Here is a 17443-nt window from a genome sequence, read left to right as displayed (position 1 = left end):
TACGAGGCACAGGACGGAGCAGACTGTGTGCCTTATTTCCGTACTAACGTGCCTCAACCTACCAGGGCAGCGACTCGCCCTGGTAACTGACAAAATCACACTGGCAGCGACCCGCCTGCTGCTCGATGACGGCAATCAGACCCTTGGCGCTTTCGGTTGTGGTCAGTGGTGCCGAGTGGCCGCCCATGTCGGTCTGAACCCACCCCGGGTGTAACGCCAACATACTGAACGACAACGGGATATGCGAGGATGCCCAGCTCCTGAGCAGGCTGTTTAGGGCCGCCTTGCTGGCTCCATACAACGGCATATCTGCGGCACGATCAAGCGTGACACTTCCCTTCTGGGAGCTCATACACGCCACCACACCGCCGTCTGCGATGCAATGGCTTAACCCTTCGACAATACGCAGCGGCGCAACCGTATTAGTCGAGAACAACTCTGCAATCTCTTCGGTATTGATTGCCATGACATCCTGGTGATCAGGCCCATAAATCCCTGCGTTGACGATCAGACGATCCAGCGTTGTGTTCTGCAATTGCTTCTTGAGAGAAGGAATCAGTGCCGGGTCCGTCATATCGCCGGACAGCAGCACCAGCCGATCGCCGTAAGTCGCGCTCAATTGTTGCAAGGCTTCGTTATCAGACCGACGAACCAGCGCAAAGACTTGCGCACCGCGTTCCAGGTACTGCGTAACCAGCGCCAATCCGATACCCCGTGACGCCCCCACGATCAATACATTCATTTCGTTCAGCTCCCCTGGCGAGATTCATCAGCCCGAAATGGCAGATGAAATCGCTCCATGAAAAGTACAAGCGGTTGTCTGGAAAAGCCATTCTTCCGCCGCGGCGGCAGGCTCATGATTTCTTCCAAGCGTTACGCATTACCTGCATAAGAACAATGATACGGAGACATGCCCCCATGATGCCCGAAGATTATCGTGCCGAGAAAAACCGTCCACTGACGGGCGAAGAATACTTGGCCAGCCTGCGTGATGATCGTGAAATCTACATCTATGGCGATCGCGTCAAGGATGTCACTACCCATCCGGCCTTCCGTAATGCCGCGGCCTCCATGGCCAAGCTGTACGACGCCCTCCATGATCCCGAAACCAGAGAAACGCTCTGCTGGGAAACCGACACGGGCAACGGCGGCTATACACACAAGTTCTTTCGCTTCGCCCGTAACGCTGATGAATTGCGCGAACAGCGTGATGCCATCGCCGAGTGGTCGCGTCTGACCTATGGCTGGATGGGCCGCACACCGGACTATAAGGCCGCCTTTGGCAGCGCACTGGGCGCGAACGCCGAGTTCTATGGCAAATTCGAGCAGAATGCCCGCACCTGGTACAAGCGTATCCAGGAAGCGTGCCTCTACCTCAACCATGCTATCGTCAACCCGCCCATCGATCGCGACAAGCCGGTCGATCAGGTAAAGGACGTATTCATCTCCGTGGATGAAGAAGTTGACGGTGGCATCATCGTCAGCGGCGCGAAAGTCGTGGCGACCAACTCGGCCCTGACACACTATAACTTCGTGGGGCAAGGCTCTGCGCAGCTGCTCGGAGACAACACAGATTTCGCCTTGATGTTTATCGCCCCGATGAATACCAAGGGCATGAAGCTGATCTGCCGTCCCTCCTATGAGCTGGTGGCCGGGATGACGGGTTCTCCATTTGACTATCCGTTGTCGAGCCGCTTCGACGAGAACGACGCCATCCTTATCATGGATCGGGTGTTCATCCCATGGGAGAACATTCTGATCTATCGAGATTTCGATCGCTGCAAGCAATGGTTTCCACAAGGCGGCTTTGGTCGACTGTTCCCCATGCAAGGCTGTACCCGTCTGGCCGTCAAACTGGACTTCATCACCGGTGCACTGTTCAAGGCATTGCAATGCACCGGCTCGCTGGAGTTCCGTGGCGTGCAGGCACAAATGGGCGAAGTGGTCGCATGGCGTAACCTTTTCTGGTCACTTACCGACGCCATGTACGGTAATGCTTCCGAGTGGAAAAACGGCGCCTGGCTACCCAGCGCTCAAGCCTTGCAAGCCTACCGTGTGCTGGCGCCACAAGCCTATCCAGAGATCAAGAAGATCATTGAACAGGTCGTGGCCAGCGGCTTGATCTACCTGCCCACCGGATCGCGTGATCTCAAGGACCCGACGTTGAACAAATACCTGAGTACCTATTGTCGCGGGTCCGGCGGTATGGGCCATGAGGAACGTATCAAGATCCTGAAGCTGCTTTGGGATGCCATCGGCACGGAATTTGGCGGACGCCATGAGCTGTACGAAATCAACTATGCCGGGAGCCAGGACGAGATCCGCATGCAGGCGCTGCGCCATGCACAAGGAACCGGTGCGATGAAGAGCATGACTGATATGGTAGAGAAGTGCCTGTCGGACTACGACCTAAACGGTTGGACCGTTCCGCACCTGACCAACCCGGACGATATCAACATGCTGGACCGTATTCGCCAGTAATCCTGCAATGCTGTTGCCGGATCGCTGATCCGGCGCCCCGTGGAGGTAAAGGTCATGACCCAACTCAGCCCAACCCAACAAGCCTTTCGCAATGCTATGGCGTCGCTGTCCGCCGCCGTGAATGTCCTGACCACCAATGGTCCTGGTGGACGCTGTGGCATTACGGCCACTGCCGTCTGCTCGGTCACGGACACGCCGCCCACCGTTATGGTGTGCATCAACCGCAACAGTGCCATGAATGGTGTCTTCAAGCAGAACGGGCGGCTGTGCGTGAATGTCCTGGCGGGCGAACATGAAGAAGTGGCCCGTCATTTTGCCGGGATGACCGGTATCGACATGGATGAGCGCTTCAAGCGTCACGCCTGGAAGGAGGGCCGCGAGGGCGTTCCGATTCTTGACGATGCCCTGGCCAGCCTGCAGGGAAGGATTACCGATACCCAGGAAGTCGGCACCCACTCGGTGCTTCTCGTAGAGCTCGATGAAATCTGTACCCGCGAGCGATGCGACAGCCTGGTGTATTTCAGCCGTAATTTTCATCGACTGCAACGCGAGCACAGCGCTGCCTGACCGGTCGCCCCTTGCCGCGTCATACGTGGCGCGGCTTTTTTAGGGATTACGACTCGGTTGCCAGAGTACTGGCGCGACGGCTGAGCCGATAGTCGCTGGGCGTAATACCTGCCTGGCGCGTAAAGAAGCGACTGAAGTAGGCCGGATCCTTGAAGCCCAGGCGAAAGCATATTTCGTTGGCTGAGCTCCCTGTGAACACCAACAGCCGCTTGGCCTCTTGCATAAGGCGGTCATGGACGAGCCGTTTCGAGGGAATGTCTGCGGTACGTCGGCAGATGTCGTTCAGCCGCGATTCCGTCAGGCCCAACTGATCAGCGTATCGGGACAACGGCCAATGCTCGGTGTAGTGCGCTTCGATGAGTTCATTGAAGCGCCGAAACAACTGCAGGTCATCCTGCCGCGCAGGCTGTGCCGCGATTGATTTTGGAGAGAGACGAAGCATGCTGATAAAGATCAGGCGAGTCAGGGCTATCAGGCCACAGGCCTGGCCAGGACGAGATGTACCCGCCTCCAGCCTTAGCAACTCAAACAACGAGGCCAGCCGCTCGGCCTCTTCGCGAAACTCAGCCTCCAAGCTGGCCAGGCCTACACAGATCGGCAGGAATCCCGACGCGGTCCAGAGATCAGGCACCTCTTGCAATAGCGACCATACCAGCTGTTGGCGAACCGTCAGGACATGTCCGTCGCTGCCCTCTTCCGTCACAAAGGCATGGGGGACCGGAGGCGGGGTGATGAAGAACATGGGGCCTTGCTCCTGGTACTGCCGGTCATCCAGGTACACCCGAACCTTGCCGGTCTTCACGTAATGCACCTGAAAGAACCGGTCATGCCGGTGGGCACGCATGTTGCGCCCGAAGAACTCCGCCAGTCTGCCTAGCGCATCGTAATGCACCTCGGCATCGGCATAACGCTGGTCGTAGACCTGACCGATGTTGATGTTGGGGATCGGCTGGATAGACACGGACGCAGGACTTTTCATGAACATCATTCTTTTTGTTGTTGAACCAAGCATACGCGAACTCAGGGAACACTTGACCTTAGTTAATATATTAAATATAAAGTTAACACATTAACTATTTACTCCCAAACAGGCATGCCCTGTTTCCACACCAATAACAAGGGAGAGCGCCATGTCGCGATCACTTAGCGAATCTGCCAATGGAACACTGTTCGGCGTCGCCCTGAATTTCCAAGGCCTTTTGCGCAGCCGACTTGAAGAATTTCACGAACCGCCTTACCAACAGCCCCCACTGAAACCGGTCCTGTTCATCAAGACGCCCAACACCCGTAACGGGCACCAGCAGCCCGTCATCATGCCCCAGGGGGAGCGTCTGCAGGCAGGCCCAGCCCTGGGAGTAGTGATTGGCAAACGGGCCAGCCGGGTAACTGAAGACCAGGCCATGGGCTACGTGGCGGGGTATACCGTCGTCAACGAATTCAGCCTGCCGGAAGAGAGCTACTACCGGCCTGCGGTGAAGGCCAAATGCCGGGACGGATTCTGTTCCATAGGTCCTGAGCTGGTGCCGGCAGAGGCCGTGAGCGACCCGAATCTGCTCACCCTCAAGCTCTATGTAAACGGCACGCTGCGCCAGGAAAACACGACGGCTAACTGGGTACGCACCCTCCCTCAGCTGATCGCCGAGCTGAGCGAGTTCATGACGTTGAACGAAGGCGACGTGCTGATCACCGGTACGCCTGAGGGCCGCATCGATGTCACGCCGGGTGATCGCGTAGAGGTCGAGATCGACCGCATCGGCCGCCTCATCAATACCGTAGTTGCGGAATAAGGAGCACCCCATGAAACATGCACGTATTCGCTATCAGGGTGAGATCCATACCGTTACCGTCGACGATGACCATGCAGTACGTCTGCCCAGTGGCGAACGGCTATTGGAAGACCAGGTGGAATGGCTGCCGCCCGCCACAGGCAGCATGTTTGCCCTGGGCCTCAATTATGCGGACCACGCGGCAGAGCTGGCTTTCAAAGCACCCACCGAGCCACTGGCCTTTATCAAATCGCCCAACACCTATACCGGACACAGGCAGATCACCTGGCGGCCTGACAACGTCAAGTACATGCACTATGAGTGTGAGCTGGTGGCTGTCATTGGCAAACCGGCACGTCATGTAAAGCGCGCGGACGCGTTGGACTATCTGGCTGGCTATACCGCGTGCAATGACTATGCGATCCGCGACTACCTCGAGAACTACTACCGCCCCAACCTGCGGGTGAAAAACCGCGACTGCACTACACCGATCGGTCCCTGGATCGTCGACACCGCCGATGTGCCAGACCCATCCAACCTGCGCCTGCGCACCTGGATCAACGGTGAGCTGAAGCAGGAAGGCACCACGGCGGACATGATCTTCGATATCCCCTACCTGATCGAATACTTTTCCAGTTTCATGACCCTGCAGCCCGGCGACATGATCGCCACCGGCACGCCGGAAGGTCTTGCCGATGTGGTGCCTGGAGATGAAGTCGTCGTGGAAGTGGAAGGCGTCGGTCGCCTCGTCAATACCATCGTCAGCGAAGAGGCTTTCTTCGCCGCAGCTGCCAAAGAGGTCTGAAATGATCAAGCACTGGATCAACGGCCGTGAGGTCGAGAGCAAGGAAACGTTCACCAATTACAACCCGGCGACCGGCGAGGCACTGGGCGAAGTGGCCAGCGGCGGCGCCGAGGAAGTCGCCCAAGCCGTGGCGGCTGCCAAGGAAGCTTTCCCCAAGTGGGCCAACACCCCGGCCAAGGAACGGGCCAAGCTGATGCGCAGGTTAGGCGAGCTGATCGACAAAAACGTGCCCAATCTGGCCGAGCTGGAAACCCTGGATACAGGGCTTCCAATTCATCAGACCAAGAACGTACTCATACCCCGAGCCTCCCATAACTTCGACTTCTTTGCAGAAGTCTGCACACGGATGGATGGGCATACCTATCCGGTCGATGATCAGATGCTGAACTATACCCTGCACCAGCCGGTAGGGGTCTGCGGCCTGGTTTCACCCTGGAACGTACCGTTCATGACAGCGACATGGAAAACGGCGCCGTGTCTGGCACTGGGCAATACCGCCGTGTTGAAAATGTCCGAGCTGTCGCCCCTTACGGCCAACGAACTAGGCCGTCTGGCCTTGGAAGCAGGCATTCCGCCAGGCGTATTGAACGTCGTGCAGGGCTATGGCGCCACAGCTGGAGACGCCCTGGTTCGTCACCCGGACGTGCGGGCCATCTCATTCACTGGCGGCACCGCTACCGGCCGAAAAATCATGGAAACGGCGGGACTCAAGAAGTATTCCATGGAGTTGGGCGGCAAATCGCCTGTGCTCATCTTTGATGATGCCGATCTAGGCCGTGCGCTGGACGCCGCTCTCTTCACCATCTTCTCGCTCAACGGTGAGCGTTGCACGGCGGGCAGCCGTATCTTCATCCAGGAAACGGTTTACGACCAGTTTGTCGAGGAGTTCGCTGCACGCGCCAAGCGCCTGATCGTGGGTGATCCGCAAGATCCAAAGACCCAGGTCGGCTCGATGATTACCCAGGCTCATTACAACAAGGTCACAGGCTACATCAAGATCGGCCTGGAAGAAGGCGCCACGCTCATGGCAGGTGGTCTGAAGCGTCCAGCGAACCTGCCCGCCCATCTGACAAAGGGGCAGTTCATCCAGCCCACCGTATTTGCCAACGTCGACAACAGGATGCGTATCGCTCAGGAAGAGATTTTCGGTCCTGTCGTCTGCCTCATCAAATTCAAGGATGAGGCCGAAGCCCTGCGCCTGGCCAATGATACCGAATACGGCCTTGCGTCCTATATCTGGACCCAGGACATCGGCAAGGCGCACCGTCTGGCCCGTGGCATCGAGGCTGGCATGGTGTTCATTAACAGCCAGAACGTACGGGACCTGCGCCAGCCATTCGGTGGCGTGAAAGGCTCTGGTACCGGCCGTGAAGGAGGCGAGTACAGCTTCGAGGTGTTCACGGAGGTGAAGAACGTGTGCATCTCCATGGGCAGTCACCACATCCCGCGCTGGGGTGTGTAACCACTCCCGCCCCAGGGCCAGCGCCTGCTAGCGGTATCGGCAGGCAAGCACCCGGGTTTTCGGGCTTATCACGACCAAGCAGTTACAACACAGCGCCCTGATCTTCTGTTCGGGGCTAACAAGGAGAACTGTCATGGGCGAAGTCGTCCTTGCAGCCAAGATTACACATGTTCCATCCATGTATCTGTCTGAACTGCCCGGAAAGCACCAGGGTTGCCGCGAGGCAGCCATCGCCGGTCACAAGCTCATCGGTCAGCGCGCCCGCGACCTGAGCGCCGACACGGCCGTCGTGTTCGATGTTCACTGGATGGTCAACAGTGGTTACCACATCAATTGCGGGCAGCAGTTCGAAGGGATCTACACCAGTAACGAGCTGCCGCACTTCATCAAGGACATGGCGTATCAATATCCGGGCGATCCCGAGCTGGGAGCCCTGATCGGTGGGGAAGCCAATGCCGCGGGGATCCGCACCATGGCCCATAACATCCCTAGCCTGGAGCTTGAATACGGAACACTCGTTCCCATGCGCTACATGCACATGGGCGTACCGGACAGCCAAAAGCTCAAGGTCATTTCCATTGCCGCCTGGTGCGCCTGGCATCGGCTGGAAGACAGCTTTGCCTTTGGTGCTGCGGTTCGTCGCGCCATTGAAAAAAGCGACCGCAAGGTACTGGTACTGGCATCCGGATCACTCTCCCACCGGTTCTCGGACGATCGGGTCGCCGAGGTGAATATCCACAAGTGGACCCGCGAATTCGACAAGCAGGTCGACCTGCATGTGGTGGAATTGTGGCGGCAAGGTCGCTTCAAAGAGTTCTGCGCCATGCTTCCAGACTACGCCGAGCACTGCTATGGCGAAGGCAAGATGCACGATACCGCCATGTTGCTGGGCTTGCTGGGTGGCGCTGAGTACGACAAACCCGTCGAAATCGTGACCGAGCCGTTCGGAAGCTCGGGCACCGGCCAGATCAACGCCATCTTTCCTGTTTGACTGGTGTTAGCAGCCTCCAGGGTCCGCACAGGCTCCTGGAGGATGCACGTCCGCTGGAGTAAAAACCATGCCCCACTTTATTGCCGAATATTCAGCCAATCTTGAACATGACGCAGACCTGCCGGGTTTGTTTGAAAAAGTCCACGCCTGTCTCGGCAACAGTGGTGTTTTCCCCCTAGGCGGTATTCGTAGCCGCGCGATCCGCATGGATACGTTCCGCATGGCTGATGGAAAACATGACTATGCGTTCGTTCATATGACGCTGAAGGTAGGTGCTGGCCGCGACCTGGAGACAAGGCGTCAAGTAGCTGATGCATTGTTCGAGGTGATCAAGCATCACTTCGCCGAGCTTCAGAGCAGACGCCTGCTGGCACTGTCGTTCGAGATGACCGAACTCTCGGCCGAACTCAATTACAAGCACAACAACATCCATGCCTTTCTGAGCGAGCAGGCCGGTTAGGCAGCGCTCCGTTTGCGTCCTTACAACAACAATAAAAGGCACCCACCATGGCACAGGCAATCGATACGCTTTCGGTTTCGGAAAAAAATGATGCAACTTACCGGCACATCACCTGGCGACTGATGCCATTGCTGCTGGTCTGCTATGTCTTCGCTCATCTCGATCGCATCAATATCGGCTTCGCCAAGCTGCAAATGAGCAGCGACCTGCACTTCAGCGATACCGTGTATGGATTTGGCGCAGGCCTGTTCTTTATTGCCTATGCCCTGTTTGGCGTACCCAGCAACCTGATGCTGGACCGTGTGGGGCCGCGCCGCTGGATTGCCACGCTGATGGTGGCCTGGGGCATCCTGTCCACCGGCATGATGTTCATCGAGTCCGCCACCGGCTTTTATACCCTGCGCTTTCTGTTAGGCGTGGCGGAAGCGGGCTTTTTCCCTGGCATCCTGGTTTATCTCAACCGCTGGTTTCCGGCCCATCGGCGGGCGTCGGTCACTGCACTGTTTGCCATTGCCGTCCCTATGGCAGGGGTCATCGGCGGCCCCCTGTCCGGCTGGATTCTGGAGCTGTTCAAGGACAGCGGCGGTCTGCGGGGGTGGCAGTGGATGTTCATGCTGGAAGGTCTGCCAGTGGTGTTGCTTGGGTTGGTCGTCCTCAAGGCGCTGCCGGACAGCTTCGAGAGCGTCAGCTGGCTTGAGCCTACCCAAAAGCGTCAACTCCGTGATGCCCTGGCGGGAGAGGAGCAGCGCAAAACGATTACCTCCTTTTCAGGCATTGTTCGCAACGGACAGGTGTGGTTGCTCGTGGCGATTTATTTTGCCGTCATGTTGGCCGTCAATACCCTCGCCTTCTGGATGCCAGCTCTCATTCACGGCGCTGGCATCGGTCAAGACAGCAACGTCGGCATGCTCAGTGCCATCCCTTATCTGGCAGGCTGCTTCTTCATGATCGCTGCAGGCCGCTCCTCCGATCGCCACCGCGAACGCCGCTGGCACCTTTGCGTCCCCCTTCTCATGGGTGCGGCCGGTATCGCTATCGCCGGGCTGGCACCTCAAAACACAACCCTCGTCATGCTGGGCCTGGTCATCGCAGGCATGGGCGCAAGCTCCGCGCTGCCCATGTTCTGGCAGTTGCCCCCGGCGTTTCTATCGTCAGGCACACAGGCGGCCGGCATTGCCATGATCAGCTCCTTTGGCAGCGTGGCGTCATTCCTCGCTCCCTACTTTATTGGCTGGATGCGCGATACCACGCAAAGCGCCAGCCTGGCGCTCTATGTTCTAGCGGCGCTCATTGCTGTCGGTGCCTTTTTGGTACTGCGCACCCCTGCCGCCATTGTCAATCCACAAGGAAACTAGCCATGCTCGACAACGCCTTTATCCGCGCGGCCGCTGAACGTCTTGACCAGGCCGAGCGCTCCCGGGAACAGATCGGTCAACTGTCCCTGGAGCAGCCAGGGATCACTATTGAAGATGCCTATGCCATCCAGCGCGCCTGGGTCGAAAAAAAGATCGCGGATGGTCGCAAACTGGTTGGCCACAAGATAGGCCTCACCTCCCGCGCCATGCAGGTGTCATCCAATATCACAGAGCCGGACTATGGCGCTCTGCTCGACGACATGTTTTTCGAAGAAGGAACCGACATTCCCTTTAATCGATTTATCGTGCCACGCGTGGAAGTCGAGCTGGCCTTCGTCCTGGGCAAGCCACTGAAGGGTCCGAACTGCTCGATTTTCGATGTGCTCGATGCCACCGAGTATGTCATTCCGGCGCTTGAGATCATCGATGCGCGTATCCAACAGATCGCCCCCCATACCAAGGCTACACGCAAGGTCTTCGACACCATCTCCGACAATGCCGCCAATGCCGGCGTCGTCATGGGCGGCAAGCCGATTCGCCCTCATGCTATCGATCTGCGGCGCGTACCGGCCATTCTTTACCGCAACGGGGTGATCGAGGAATCGGGTGTCTCCGCAGCGGTGCTTAATCACCCGGCCAAGGGCGTTGCCTGGCTGGCCAATAAACTGGCCGCCTATGACGTCACGCTGGAGGCGGGCCAAATCATCCTGGGCGGCTCATTTACACGCCCCGTGCACGCAAGCCCGGGCGATACTTTCCATGTGGATTACGACCAGCTCGGCAGCATCGCCTGCCGCTTCGTCTAAGACCGGTTTGGCCTGCGGCAGCGCGCTCATGCCCAGGCCAACCTCCCGCCGTGAGGATTTACCATGCAGCTTCCTATCAACACCTTCAAACAGCGCCTCGAAGGCGGTGACCCGCTGATTGGCCTCTGGATTGGCCTCGCCAATGCCTACAGCGCTGAATTAGCCGCCAACGCCGGTTTCGACTGGCTGCTGCTTGATGGCGAGCATGCGCCCAATGATGTCCGCAGCCTACTCGCTCAACTACAGGCCGTTGCGCCGTATGCCACCCACCCGATTATACGGCCGCCCATTGGCGATCCTGTGCTTATCAAACAGCTTCTGGATATTGGCGCCCAGACACTGCTTGTGCCGATGGTCGAATCCGCTGATCAGGCCAGGGAATTGGTAAAGGCCATGCGCTATCCGCCGGAGGGTATTCGCGGTGTAGGCAGCGCCCTGGCACGCGCCTCACGCTGGAACACGATCCCCGGCTACCTGGATCACGCTGATGAACAGATGTGTCTCCTAGTCCAGATCGAGAACCGAACCGGCCTGGATAATCTGGATGCCATTCTGGAGGTCAATGGAGTGGACGGAGTGTTCATCGGTCCTGCTGACCTGTCTGCCGCACTGGGGCATCGTGGCAATCCAGGCCACCGAGACGTTCAAGCCGTAATTGAAGAGGCGATTGTTCGTATTGCTAAAGCCGGCAAGGCGGCAGGTATTCTTTCAGCTGATCAGAAGCTCGCCCAGCGTTATATCGAGCTGGGCGCAGTCTTTGTAGCGGTGGGGGTCGACACGACGGTGCTGATGAAAGGCCTTCAAACGCTGCTAGGCCATTTCAAGCACAACACTCCAAAGCCCACACATGGTGGCGGAGTCTATTAAGGTATGAGGCACCGAGCCTGAACTGAACCAGCGGCCCTTGGGCCGCTTTACCTGCCCAACTGATCAGCTGTCATCCCGATCGGGATAGACAAGGCGCTCTTCGTCGTCATCCTCCGAGCCAGGCCGCACCTGTTTGAGCTCTTCCAGCAAGGCGATTAGCGTCTTGAGCTTTTCCTCACCAAATTGCTCCTGGATGCGCTGGTAGTTGGTCTCCATACCCGTGGCCATGGATCCGAAGCACGCCCGGCCACGATCCGTCAGGCTCACGTAAACACGTCGCTGATCCTTGGGTGTTTTCCAGCGCTGCACGTACCCGTCACGCTCCATGCGAGACAATACACCGGTCATGCTGGGCTTGAGAATGCAGGCCTGCTTTGCCAGCTGATGGCTCTCCATCTCGCCCCGCTGCCAGAGTATCCGAATGATGCGCCATTGCTGTTCGGTAAGGCCGTGCTCATTCAACAACGGACGGAAAAACCCCATGGCCGCTTCGCGGGCCTGCAACAAGGTAAGCGTAAGAGAAGGACGCGGTTTCAGCATGACAATTAGTCACCAGGAGCCATGAAAGATATCGTTGCACGGGCCGGACGCCAGCCCAATGAATAGATTGGCAGATATACCGCCATTTACCAACGGAGCGGGACCATCGCATATAATTAACATATTAATCAACCATTCTGAATTCCTCTTCGTCCCTCCCTCACCCTATTCAAATCGATTGGTGCGTTCACGGCAGCGCAAGCCGCCTTGCCTCATCACACCGGGTGATGCCTTGCGGGTGGCAGAGAAGATCAAACCCTGCGGCAGCGACATGCAAGCTCTCTTGATTGACGACTCCTAAGCTCTGGACATGAAGCCTCACCGCTTGCCTTAGAGCCTTGAGAATAGCCAGGAATCCCTTATGTCTACTGCCGAACTCATTACGCCCCTCGAGACTGTTACCCGTTTTCTGTCACTTACGCATTCCAGCTTCGTGGATGGCCGGCCCAGCACCGCTTCTCGCGGCGATGTCATTGCGGTAAACGATCCCGCTTCGGCCCAAGCCATTTCACAGATAAGGCTGGCCGAGCGGGAGGAAGTAGACCGTATCGTCGAGTCCGCCCGCGCTGCGTTTGTCGCGGGCACCTGGAGCAAGGCTCGACCGGCTGATCGTGAGCGCATCCTCCTGCGCTTTGCTGATCTCGTCGAAGCCCACGGCGAGGAACTGGCGCAACTGGAAACGCTGGAACAAGGTAAATCGATCCACATTGCCCGCGCGATTGAAGTCGGCGGCGCAGTTGAATACATGCGTTACATGGCCGGGTGGGCCACCAAGCTCGAAGGGCAGACGCTCGACGTCTCGATACCTGTTCCAACCGGCGCCCGTTACAATGCCTATACGCGCCGTGAGGCAGTTGGCGTAGTGGCAGGCATCGTCCCCTGGAATTTCCCGCTCATGATCGCCCTGTGGAAGATCATGCCGGCTCTGGCCTGTGGCTGCTCCATCATCATCAAGCCCTCGGAAGAAACGCCTCTTACCGTGCTGCGGGTAGCCGAGCTGGCCATAGAGGCCGGCGTTCCGCCCGGTGTATTCAACGTACTGATCGGCCGCGGCTCGGTAGCGGGTGCCGCACTGGTAGCGCACCCCAACGTCAGCAAGGTGTCCTTTACCGGCTCTACGGCCATCGGCAAGCAGATCGGGACTGCCGCCCTGCAAAACATGACACGATTCTCCTTGGAGCTCGGTGGCAAGAACCCTATGGTGCTGCTACAAGACGCCGACCTTGAAAAAGCAGTTGCAGGCGCGCTCATGGGCGGCCTACTCAATCAGGGTCAGGTATGCGCTGCCGCTTCGCGCATCTACGTGCCGCATGCGCTAAAAGCGGACTATGTCGAAGCGCTTAGCGCCGCGGTAAACGGCATGAAGATCGGGCCGGGGCTGGACCCAACCACACAAATCAACCCGGTCGTTTCACGCCGGCACCAGGGCAGTGTTCTTCAGCATCTAGAGCTGGCACGCCAGCAAGGAGCTACTGTCACGACGGGAGGCAATGCACCCGACCTGCCCGGCTATTACGTCCAGCCTACTGTGCTGGCCAACGTTGAGCACCACATGGCGGCGGCGCGCGAGGAGATCTTCGGACCGGTATTGTCCGTTATCGCTTACGACTCACTGGATGAAGCCATCCATATGGTCAACGACAGCCAATACGGCCTCACGGCCAGTCTCTGGACCAATGATCTGACCCGTGCCATGGACCTCATTCCCCGCATCGAGGCGGGCACGGTCTGGGTCAACAGCCACGTACCGGTCGACCCGAACCTGCCTTTTGGGGGCTACAAGCAATCCGGTATTGGGCGGGAGTTCGGCCGCGGCGCTGTCGAAGCCTTTACCGAACTCAAATCCGTGTGTATTGCCTACTGAGCCTGATGAACGCGGCCTGAGCATGCTCAGGCCGTCATCGACTGGCTACGGTAGTCCCGCGGGGACCTTTCGAAGTGCTTCTTGAACGTCCGGCTGAAGTGAGCCGAGTCGGTAAAACCCCATTTGAAAGCAATGTCTGTGATCGACTCGTTGACCAGACGCTGATCGAGCAGATCGGCAGCGCTGCGTGCAAGTCGGGCACGCTGGATATAACGGCAGACGCTATCGCCCTCTTCTTCGAATAGCCGATACAGCTGGCGGATGGAAATGCCCAGCTGCGCCGCCAGTTTGGCAGGGCTCAAGGACGCATCGGCCAGCTGGTCGTGGATCAGTTGTTCCACTCCGCTTCGCAGTACGCCGCCCTTGGCCTGGAGCTCAACGGCCATTGCGGGCGCACTGGCTGTCAGGGCGGGTTTCAACAGGCTGATCAGCGAATCCTGGAGCGCCTCACCTTCATCATCCTGCCATTCCTGTGCCGGCATACCCTCGGCCAGCTGGGTACAGATCAGCCGAAGCAACCGGCCGCTGGCACTGCCTGAATTAAGCTTGCCAAAAATATGCTGTTGATTGGCCAGATGCGTGGACACCGCCTCGCGGGGAAGATGAATCGAGCAATGCTCCATCAAACCAAGCGGATTGATTTCGCAGGTGCCTGCAGAATCAACCAGCGCCATCTCACCGGGCACCAGATCGATGGTATGTCCATGCTGCGTGATCTGTGCTCGCCCGGATCGCTGCATGACCAGAAAGCAGTATCGATCACCATCTTGATCATGCCCTCGTTTGCGAGCCAGACAGGCCGCGTTGGTCTTGACCATGGCCAGTTCAAGTCCGGCTATACGCCGTTGGGTAAGCTCGCCGATAAACAGCGAACCGGTCAACGAGGGCTGCGCGGTAAACCGGCGGCCACAAAAAGCGCGAATCGTTTCTAGCCAGATCGAAAACGCATCGAGACGTTGGACTTGCATGGCATTTCACCTCGGCTGTCATTCAGCCTGTTGTTCTTGTAGATAGTTAACATGTTATCAATTTACTACGAAACTACAGAGGTGCAAGCCCTGATTCCATATGAGCTGATGACCGACCTCTCATTCACTATGCCATGTTCCCTGCCAGTCGCGGCAGTTTGCGCCCGCCAAAAAAGACTAAATGGCGATAACCCGTTAAACTACGCCTTTTTTTGTTTGGATTTTGAAAGTCGAGGGGCGATTTCGAAGGCGAAATACTACTCATGCCAATGAGCACACGCTGCCCTGAGGCCAACATCCACTGCAATACCTCGTCGCATTGCGAAGCGGCGACTGTTTTAGCTTGTACTGAAAGGAAGTAATACCATGGTAATGCACTACTCCACCGGCACTGATCAAGTCGCTTGCGGCCGCAGCAGTCCTAATGTCTCTACCCAGCCTGATCAGGTTACCTGCAAGACATGCCTGCGCTCGGCGGCTTATGCAGCGGCAACAGTAACCGACACTCAGGTTCAGGAGATTGCTGCTCCCGTACCGGCTGCCAAGACACAGCCTGTTGAGCAGTCCGTAACCTACCGTACCCGTAGCGTTGCGTTTGCCGAGTGGCAAAACAAGCTGGCCGATGGCAGCCGCCTGCCTCGCGGTCAGCATTTCAAGGGACCGCAAAAGAAAGCCGCGCTTTAATGCATTGCAGGGCGCCAGCGTAAGGCATGACCTTACCCTGGCGCCTGTATCAGGTGATCGATCCCGATAACTACTACCGCCGCTAGGCCAAGCCTGCCTGGGTCGTTACACTTGCCGTCCTATCCGCTACAAACAGAACACATGACTCATCGCCTCTTCACTGGTTTTATGCTCATGGCAGTCCTGCTACTAAGTGGATGCCAGAGCCGCTCGCTGACACCCGTTGAAACCACCTTGCAGGCGCGTCCCCTCCCGCTTGATCAGGTCAGCCGCCAGTCGGAATGCCGCTCCCTTGCCGAGCTCTACTCCAGTTGCTACGTCGCCCTGGCAACCTGGACATACGCCAAGACCGAGCAGAAGGCCACCCCGGAGGAACTCGAAGCGGCCATGCACGCTGCCAAAGCCCGCGCATTAAAACTGAACTGCCCGACGTTCTGGGAAGAAGACTGACACCCCGCCTAAAGGCGATTGATCGGAATTTTCAGGAAGGTCGCCCCGGACTCATCTGCAGGTGGCATTTCACCCGCCCGGATATTGATCTGGATTGAGGGCAGGATAAGCGTCGGCATCGATAGCGTTGCGTCCCGACGGCTGCGCATCTCGACAAAGGCCTCTTCGGCAATACCGTCGTGCACATGGATATTGCTAGACCTTTGCTCAGCCACCGTCGTCTTCCAGCATACCTCTCGTCCAGCGGGTGGATAGTCGTGGCACAGGTACAATGTCGTCTCTGCCGGTAGCGCCAGTATCCGCTTGATGGAACGGTACAGTTGACGGGCACTGCCACCGGGAAAATCGCACCGTGCGGTTCCTACGTCAGGCATGAACAATGTGTCGCCTACGAATACCGAATGCTCCGCTACCTGATAGGCCATATCCGCAGGTGTATGCCCTGGAACATGCAGCGCACGCGCCGCTAAACGGCCAATGTGAAACAGCTCATCCGGCTCGAACAGATAATCGAATTGTGAGCCGTCCAACCGGAACTCAGGCTCCAGGTTGAAAACATCACGGAAAACGCCCTGAACCTGGCGGATGGGAGCGCCAATGGCAATCTTGCCTCCCAGCATACGTTTCAGGTAAGCCGATGCAGAAAGATGATCGGCGTGGGCATGGGTCTCAAGCAACCATTGCACCTTGAGACTATGCTCCTGAATAAATGCAATGATCCGGTCAGCCCCATGTGTGCTGGTTCGCCCGGCCTTGGCATCGTAATTCAATACCGAATCAATGATGGCGCATTCCGAACCATCCGCCTCGAATACCACATAGCTGATGGTAGCCGTGTCGGCATCGAAAAATGCCTGTACTAAAGGAGTCATGTCTATTACCTCTCCATCGATCTACCTTTTTACAATATATTGAATTATATATTGTATGAAAATAGACTGATTGGACGCATGACGAGGAAGGGACCAATGGCAACTCAGCTTTCTACCACCGAAGTCGCTCTGCTCAGGGCCTCTGCTTCAAAAGCCTGCACGCTGCTAAAAGCGCTGGCCAACGAAGACCGCCTCCTGCTGCTCTGTCAGCTGACTCAGGGTGAGCGCAATGTGGGCGAGCTGGAAGACCTGACGGGTATCCGCCAACCGACGCTTTCTCAACAGCTGAGCGTCCTTCGGGAAGAAGGACTGGTCAATACGCGTCGCGAAGGCAAGTACATCTATTACGCCCTTGCCAGTTTCGAGGTCGTTTCCGTCATGCAGACACTGTCCAGCCTGTACTGCGGTCAGGCCCTGAAAAGCGTGCAGTAAAGAGTCATCTCTACGTTCAACCTGTCTGCGCTAGCGCCATAGACTTTTTGTTGTTTCCTACGCTGTCTGGAGT

General features: G+C 57.5%; 19 protein-coding genes. 14 read left to right on the top strand and 5 right to left on the bottom strand.

Annotated features, from left to right (window positions below; translation table 11 throughout):
• Positions 1–58: 58 nt before the first annotated feature.
• Positions 59–742, bottom strand: coding sequence for an SDR family oxidoreductase (locus JQR90_RS20450; RefSeq protein WP_434140960.1), 684 nt, complete (start codon positions 740–742; stop codon positions 59–61).
• A 176-nt stretch (positions 743–918) separates the two neighbouring features.
• Here JQR90_RS20450 and hpaB point away from each other — a divergent pair, with 176 nt between their 5' ends.
• Both hpaB and hpaC read left to right on the top strand, forming a co-directional pair.
• Entirely contained in the window at positions 919–2481 is a 1563-nt protein-coding gene (gene hpaB / locus JQR90_RS20445; protein WP_010799032.1) for a 4-hydroxyphenylacetate 3-monooxygenase, oxygenase component, read from the top strand.
• Positions 2482–2535: 54 nt separating this feature from the next.
• Positions 2536–3048: a 4-hydroxyphenylacetate 3-monooxygenase, reductase component gene (gene hpaC, locus JQR90_RS20440; protein ID WP_010799031.1), complete on the top strand. Its 513-nt coding sequence runs from the start codon at positions 2536–2538 to the stop codon at positions 3046–3048.
• Positions 3049–3094: 46 nt separating this feature from the next.
• Here hpaC and hpaA read toward each other — a convergent pair whose 3' ends face one another.
• Entirely contained in the window at positions 3095–4027 is a 933-nt protein-coding gene (hpaA, locus tag JQR90_RS20435; protein WP_019366243.1) for a 4-hydroxyphenylacetate catabolism regulatory protein HpaA, read from the bottom strand.
• 151 nt (positions 4028–4178) lie between these two features.
• On the opposite strand from hpaA, the gene JQR90_RS20430 reads away from it, so the two are divergent.
• The 8 genes from JQR90_RS20430 (at position 4179) to hpaI (ending at position 11560) form a co-directional block, all read left to right on the top strand.
• Entirely contained in the window at positions 4179–4835 is a 657-nt protein-coding gene (locus JQR90_RS20430) for a fumarylacetoacetate hydrolase family protein (RefSeq protein WP_434140957.1), read from the top strand.
• A gap of 10 nt (positions 4836–4845) precedes the next feature.
• Positions 4846–5619, top strand: a complete 774-nt coding sequence (locus JQR90_RS20425; protein ID WP_434140955.1) for a fumarylacetoacetate hydrolase family protein — start codon at positions 4846–4848, stop codon at positions 5617–5619.
• A 1-nt stretch (position 5620) separates the two neighbouring features.
• Positions 5621–7081: a 5-carboxymethyl-2-hydroxymuconate semialdehyde dehydrogenase gene (gene hpaE / locus JQR90_RS20420; protein WP_073449958.1), complete on the top strand. Its 1461-nt coding sequence runs from the start codon at positions 5621–5623 to the stop codon at positions 7079–7081.
• Positions 7082–7214: 133 nt separating this feature from the next.
• Positions 7215–8072, top strand: a complete 858-nt coding sequence (gene hpaD / locus JQR90_RS20415) for a 3,4-dihydroxyphenylacetate 2,3-dioxygenase (RefSeq protein WP_434140952.1) — start codon at positions 7215–7217, stop codon at positions 8070–8072.
• A gap of 67 nt (positions 8073–8139) precedes the next feature.
• Positions 8140–8532 carry a 5-carboxymethyl-2-hydroxymuconate Delta-isomerase gene (locus tag JQR90_RS20410; protein WP_010799025.1) on the top strand — a complete coding sequence of 131 codons (393 nt, stop codon included), beginning with the start codon at positions 8140–8142 and terminating at the stop codon, positions 8530–8532.
• Positions 8533–8579: 47 nt separating this feature from the next.
• Entirely contained in the window at positions 8580–9887 is a 1308-nt protein-coding gene (locus JQR90_RS20405) for an MFS transporter (protein ID WP_010799024.1), read from the top strand.
• Positions 9888–9889: 2 nt separating this feature from the next.
• Positions 9890–10693, top strand: a complete 804-nt coding sequence (gene hpaH / locus JQR90_RS20400) for a 2-oxo-hept-4-ene-1,7-dioate hydratase (protein WP_434140950.1) — start codon at positions 9890–9892, stop codon at positions 10691–10693.
• A 63-nt stretch (positions 10694–10756) separates the two neighbouring features.
• Positions 10757–11560 (top strand): 4-hydroxy-2-oxoheptanedioate aldolase, encoded by an 804-nt coding sequence (gene hpaI, locus JQR90_RS20395; RefSeq protein WP_434140948.1) that lies wholly within the window; start codon positions 10757–10759, stop codon positions 11558–11560.
• Positions 11561–11623: 63 nt separating this feature from the next.
• Here the strand turns inward: hpaI and hpaR are convergent, their stop codons facing one another.
• Complete coding sequence (hpaR, locus tag JQR90_RS20390) at positions 11624–12100, bottom strand: homoprotocatechuate degradation operon regulator HpaR (protein ID WP_434140946.1); 477 nt, start codon at positions 12098–12100, stop codon at positions 11624–11626.
• Between the two features lie 361 nt (positions 12101–12461).
• Between hpaR and JQR90_RS20385 the strand changes: the two genes are divergently transcribed.
• Positions 12462–13964 carry an aldehyde dehydrogenase family protein gene (locus JQR90_RS20385; RefSeq protein WP_434140944.1) on the top strand — a complete coding sequence of 501 codons (1503 nt, stop codon included), beginning with the start codon at positions 12462–12464 and terminating at the stop codon, positions 13962–13964.
• A gap of 26 nt (positions 13965–13990) precedes the next feature.
• Here the strand turns inward: JQR90_RS20385 and feaR are convergent, their stop codons facing one another.
• A complete protein-coding gene (gene feaR / locus JQR90_RS20380; RefSeq protein ID WP_010799019.1) occupies positions 13991–14932 on the bottom strand; it encodes a transcriptional regulator FeaR in 942 nt (313 codons plus the stop codon).
• Positions 14933–15298: 366 nt separating this feature from the next.
• On the opposite strand from feaR, the gene JQR90_RS20375 reads away from it, so the two are divergent.
• Together JQR90_RS20375 and JQR90_RS20370 are read left to right on the top strand one after the other, a co-directional pair.
• The gene (locus JQR90_RS20375; RefSeq protein ID WP_010799018.1) at positions 15299–15616 is read left to right on the top strand and encodes a hypothetical protein; all 318 of its coding nucleotides are present in this window, start codon (positions 15299–15301) and stop codon (positions 15614–15616) included.
• 141 nt (positions 15617–15757) lie between these two features.
• The gene (locus JQR90_RS20370; RefSeq protein WP_010799017.1) at positions 15758–16066 is read left to right on the top strand and encodes a hypothetical protein; all 309 of its coding nucleotides are present in this window, start codon (positions 15758–15760) and stop codon (positions 16064–16066) included.
• A gap of 8 nt (positions 16067–16074) precedes the next feature.
• On the opposite strand, the gene JQR90_RS20365 is transcribed toward JQR90_RS20370, so the two are convergent.
• Positions 16075–16938 carry an MBL fold metallo-hydrolase gene (locus JQR90_RS20365; protein ID WP_010799016.1) on the bottom strand — a complete coding sequence of 288 codons (864 nt, stop codon included), beginning with the start codon at positions 16936–16938 and terminating at the stop codon, positions 16075–16077.
• A gap of 96 nt (positions 16939–17034) precedes the next feature.
• Here JQR90_RS20365 and JQR90_RS20360 point away from each other — a divergent pair, with 96 nt between their 5' ends.
• Positions 17035–17370 (top strand): ArsR/SmtB family transcription factor, encoded by a 336-nt coding sequence (locus tag JQR90_RS20360; protein WP_010799015.1) that lies wholly within the window; start codon positions 17035–17037, stop codon positions 17368–17370.
• Positions 17371–17443: the final 73 nt, after the last annotated feature.

The sequence above is a fragment of the Pseudomonas sp. JZ114 genome (genome assembly GCF_051027705.1).
In the GTDB taxonomy this organism is placed as follows: Bacteria; Pseudomonadota; Gammaproteobacteria; order Pseudomonadales; family Pseudomonadaceae; genus Chryseomonas; species Chryseomonas luteola.
The sequence above is the reverse complement of the archived record's forward strand: the minus strand, read 5'-3'. Positions and strand labels throughout refer to the sequence as shown.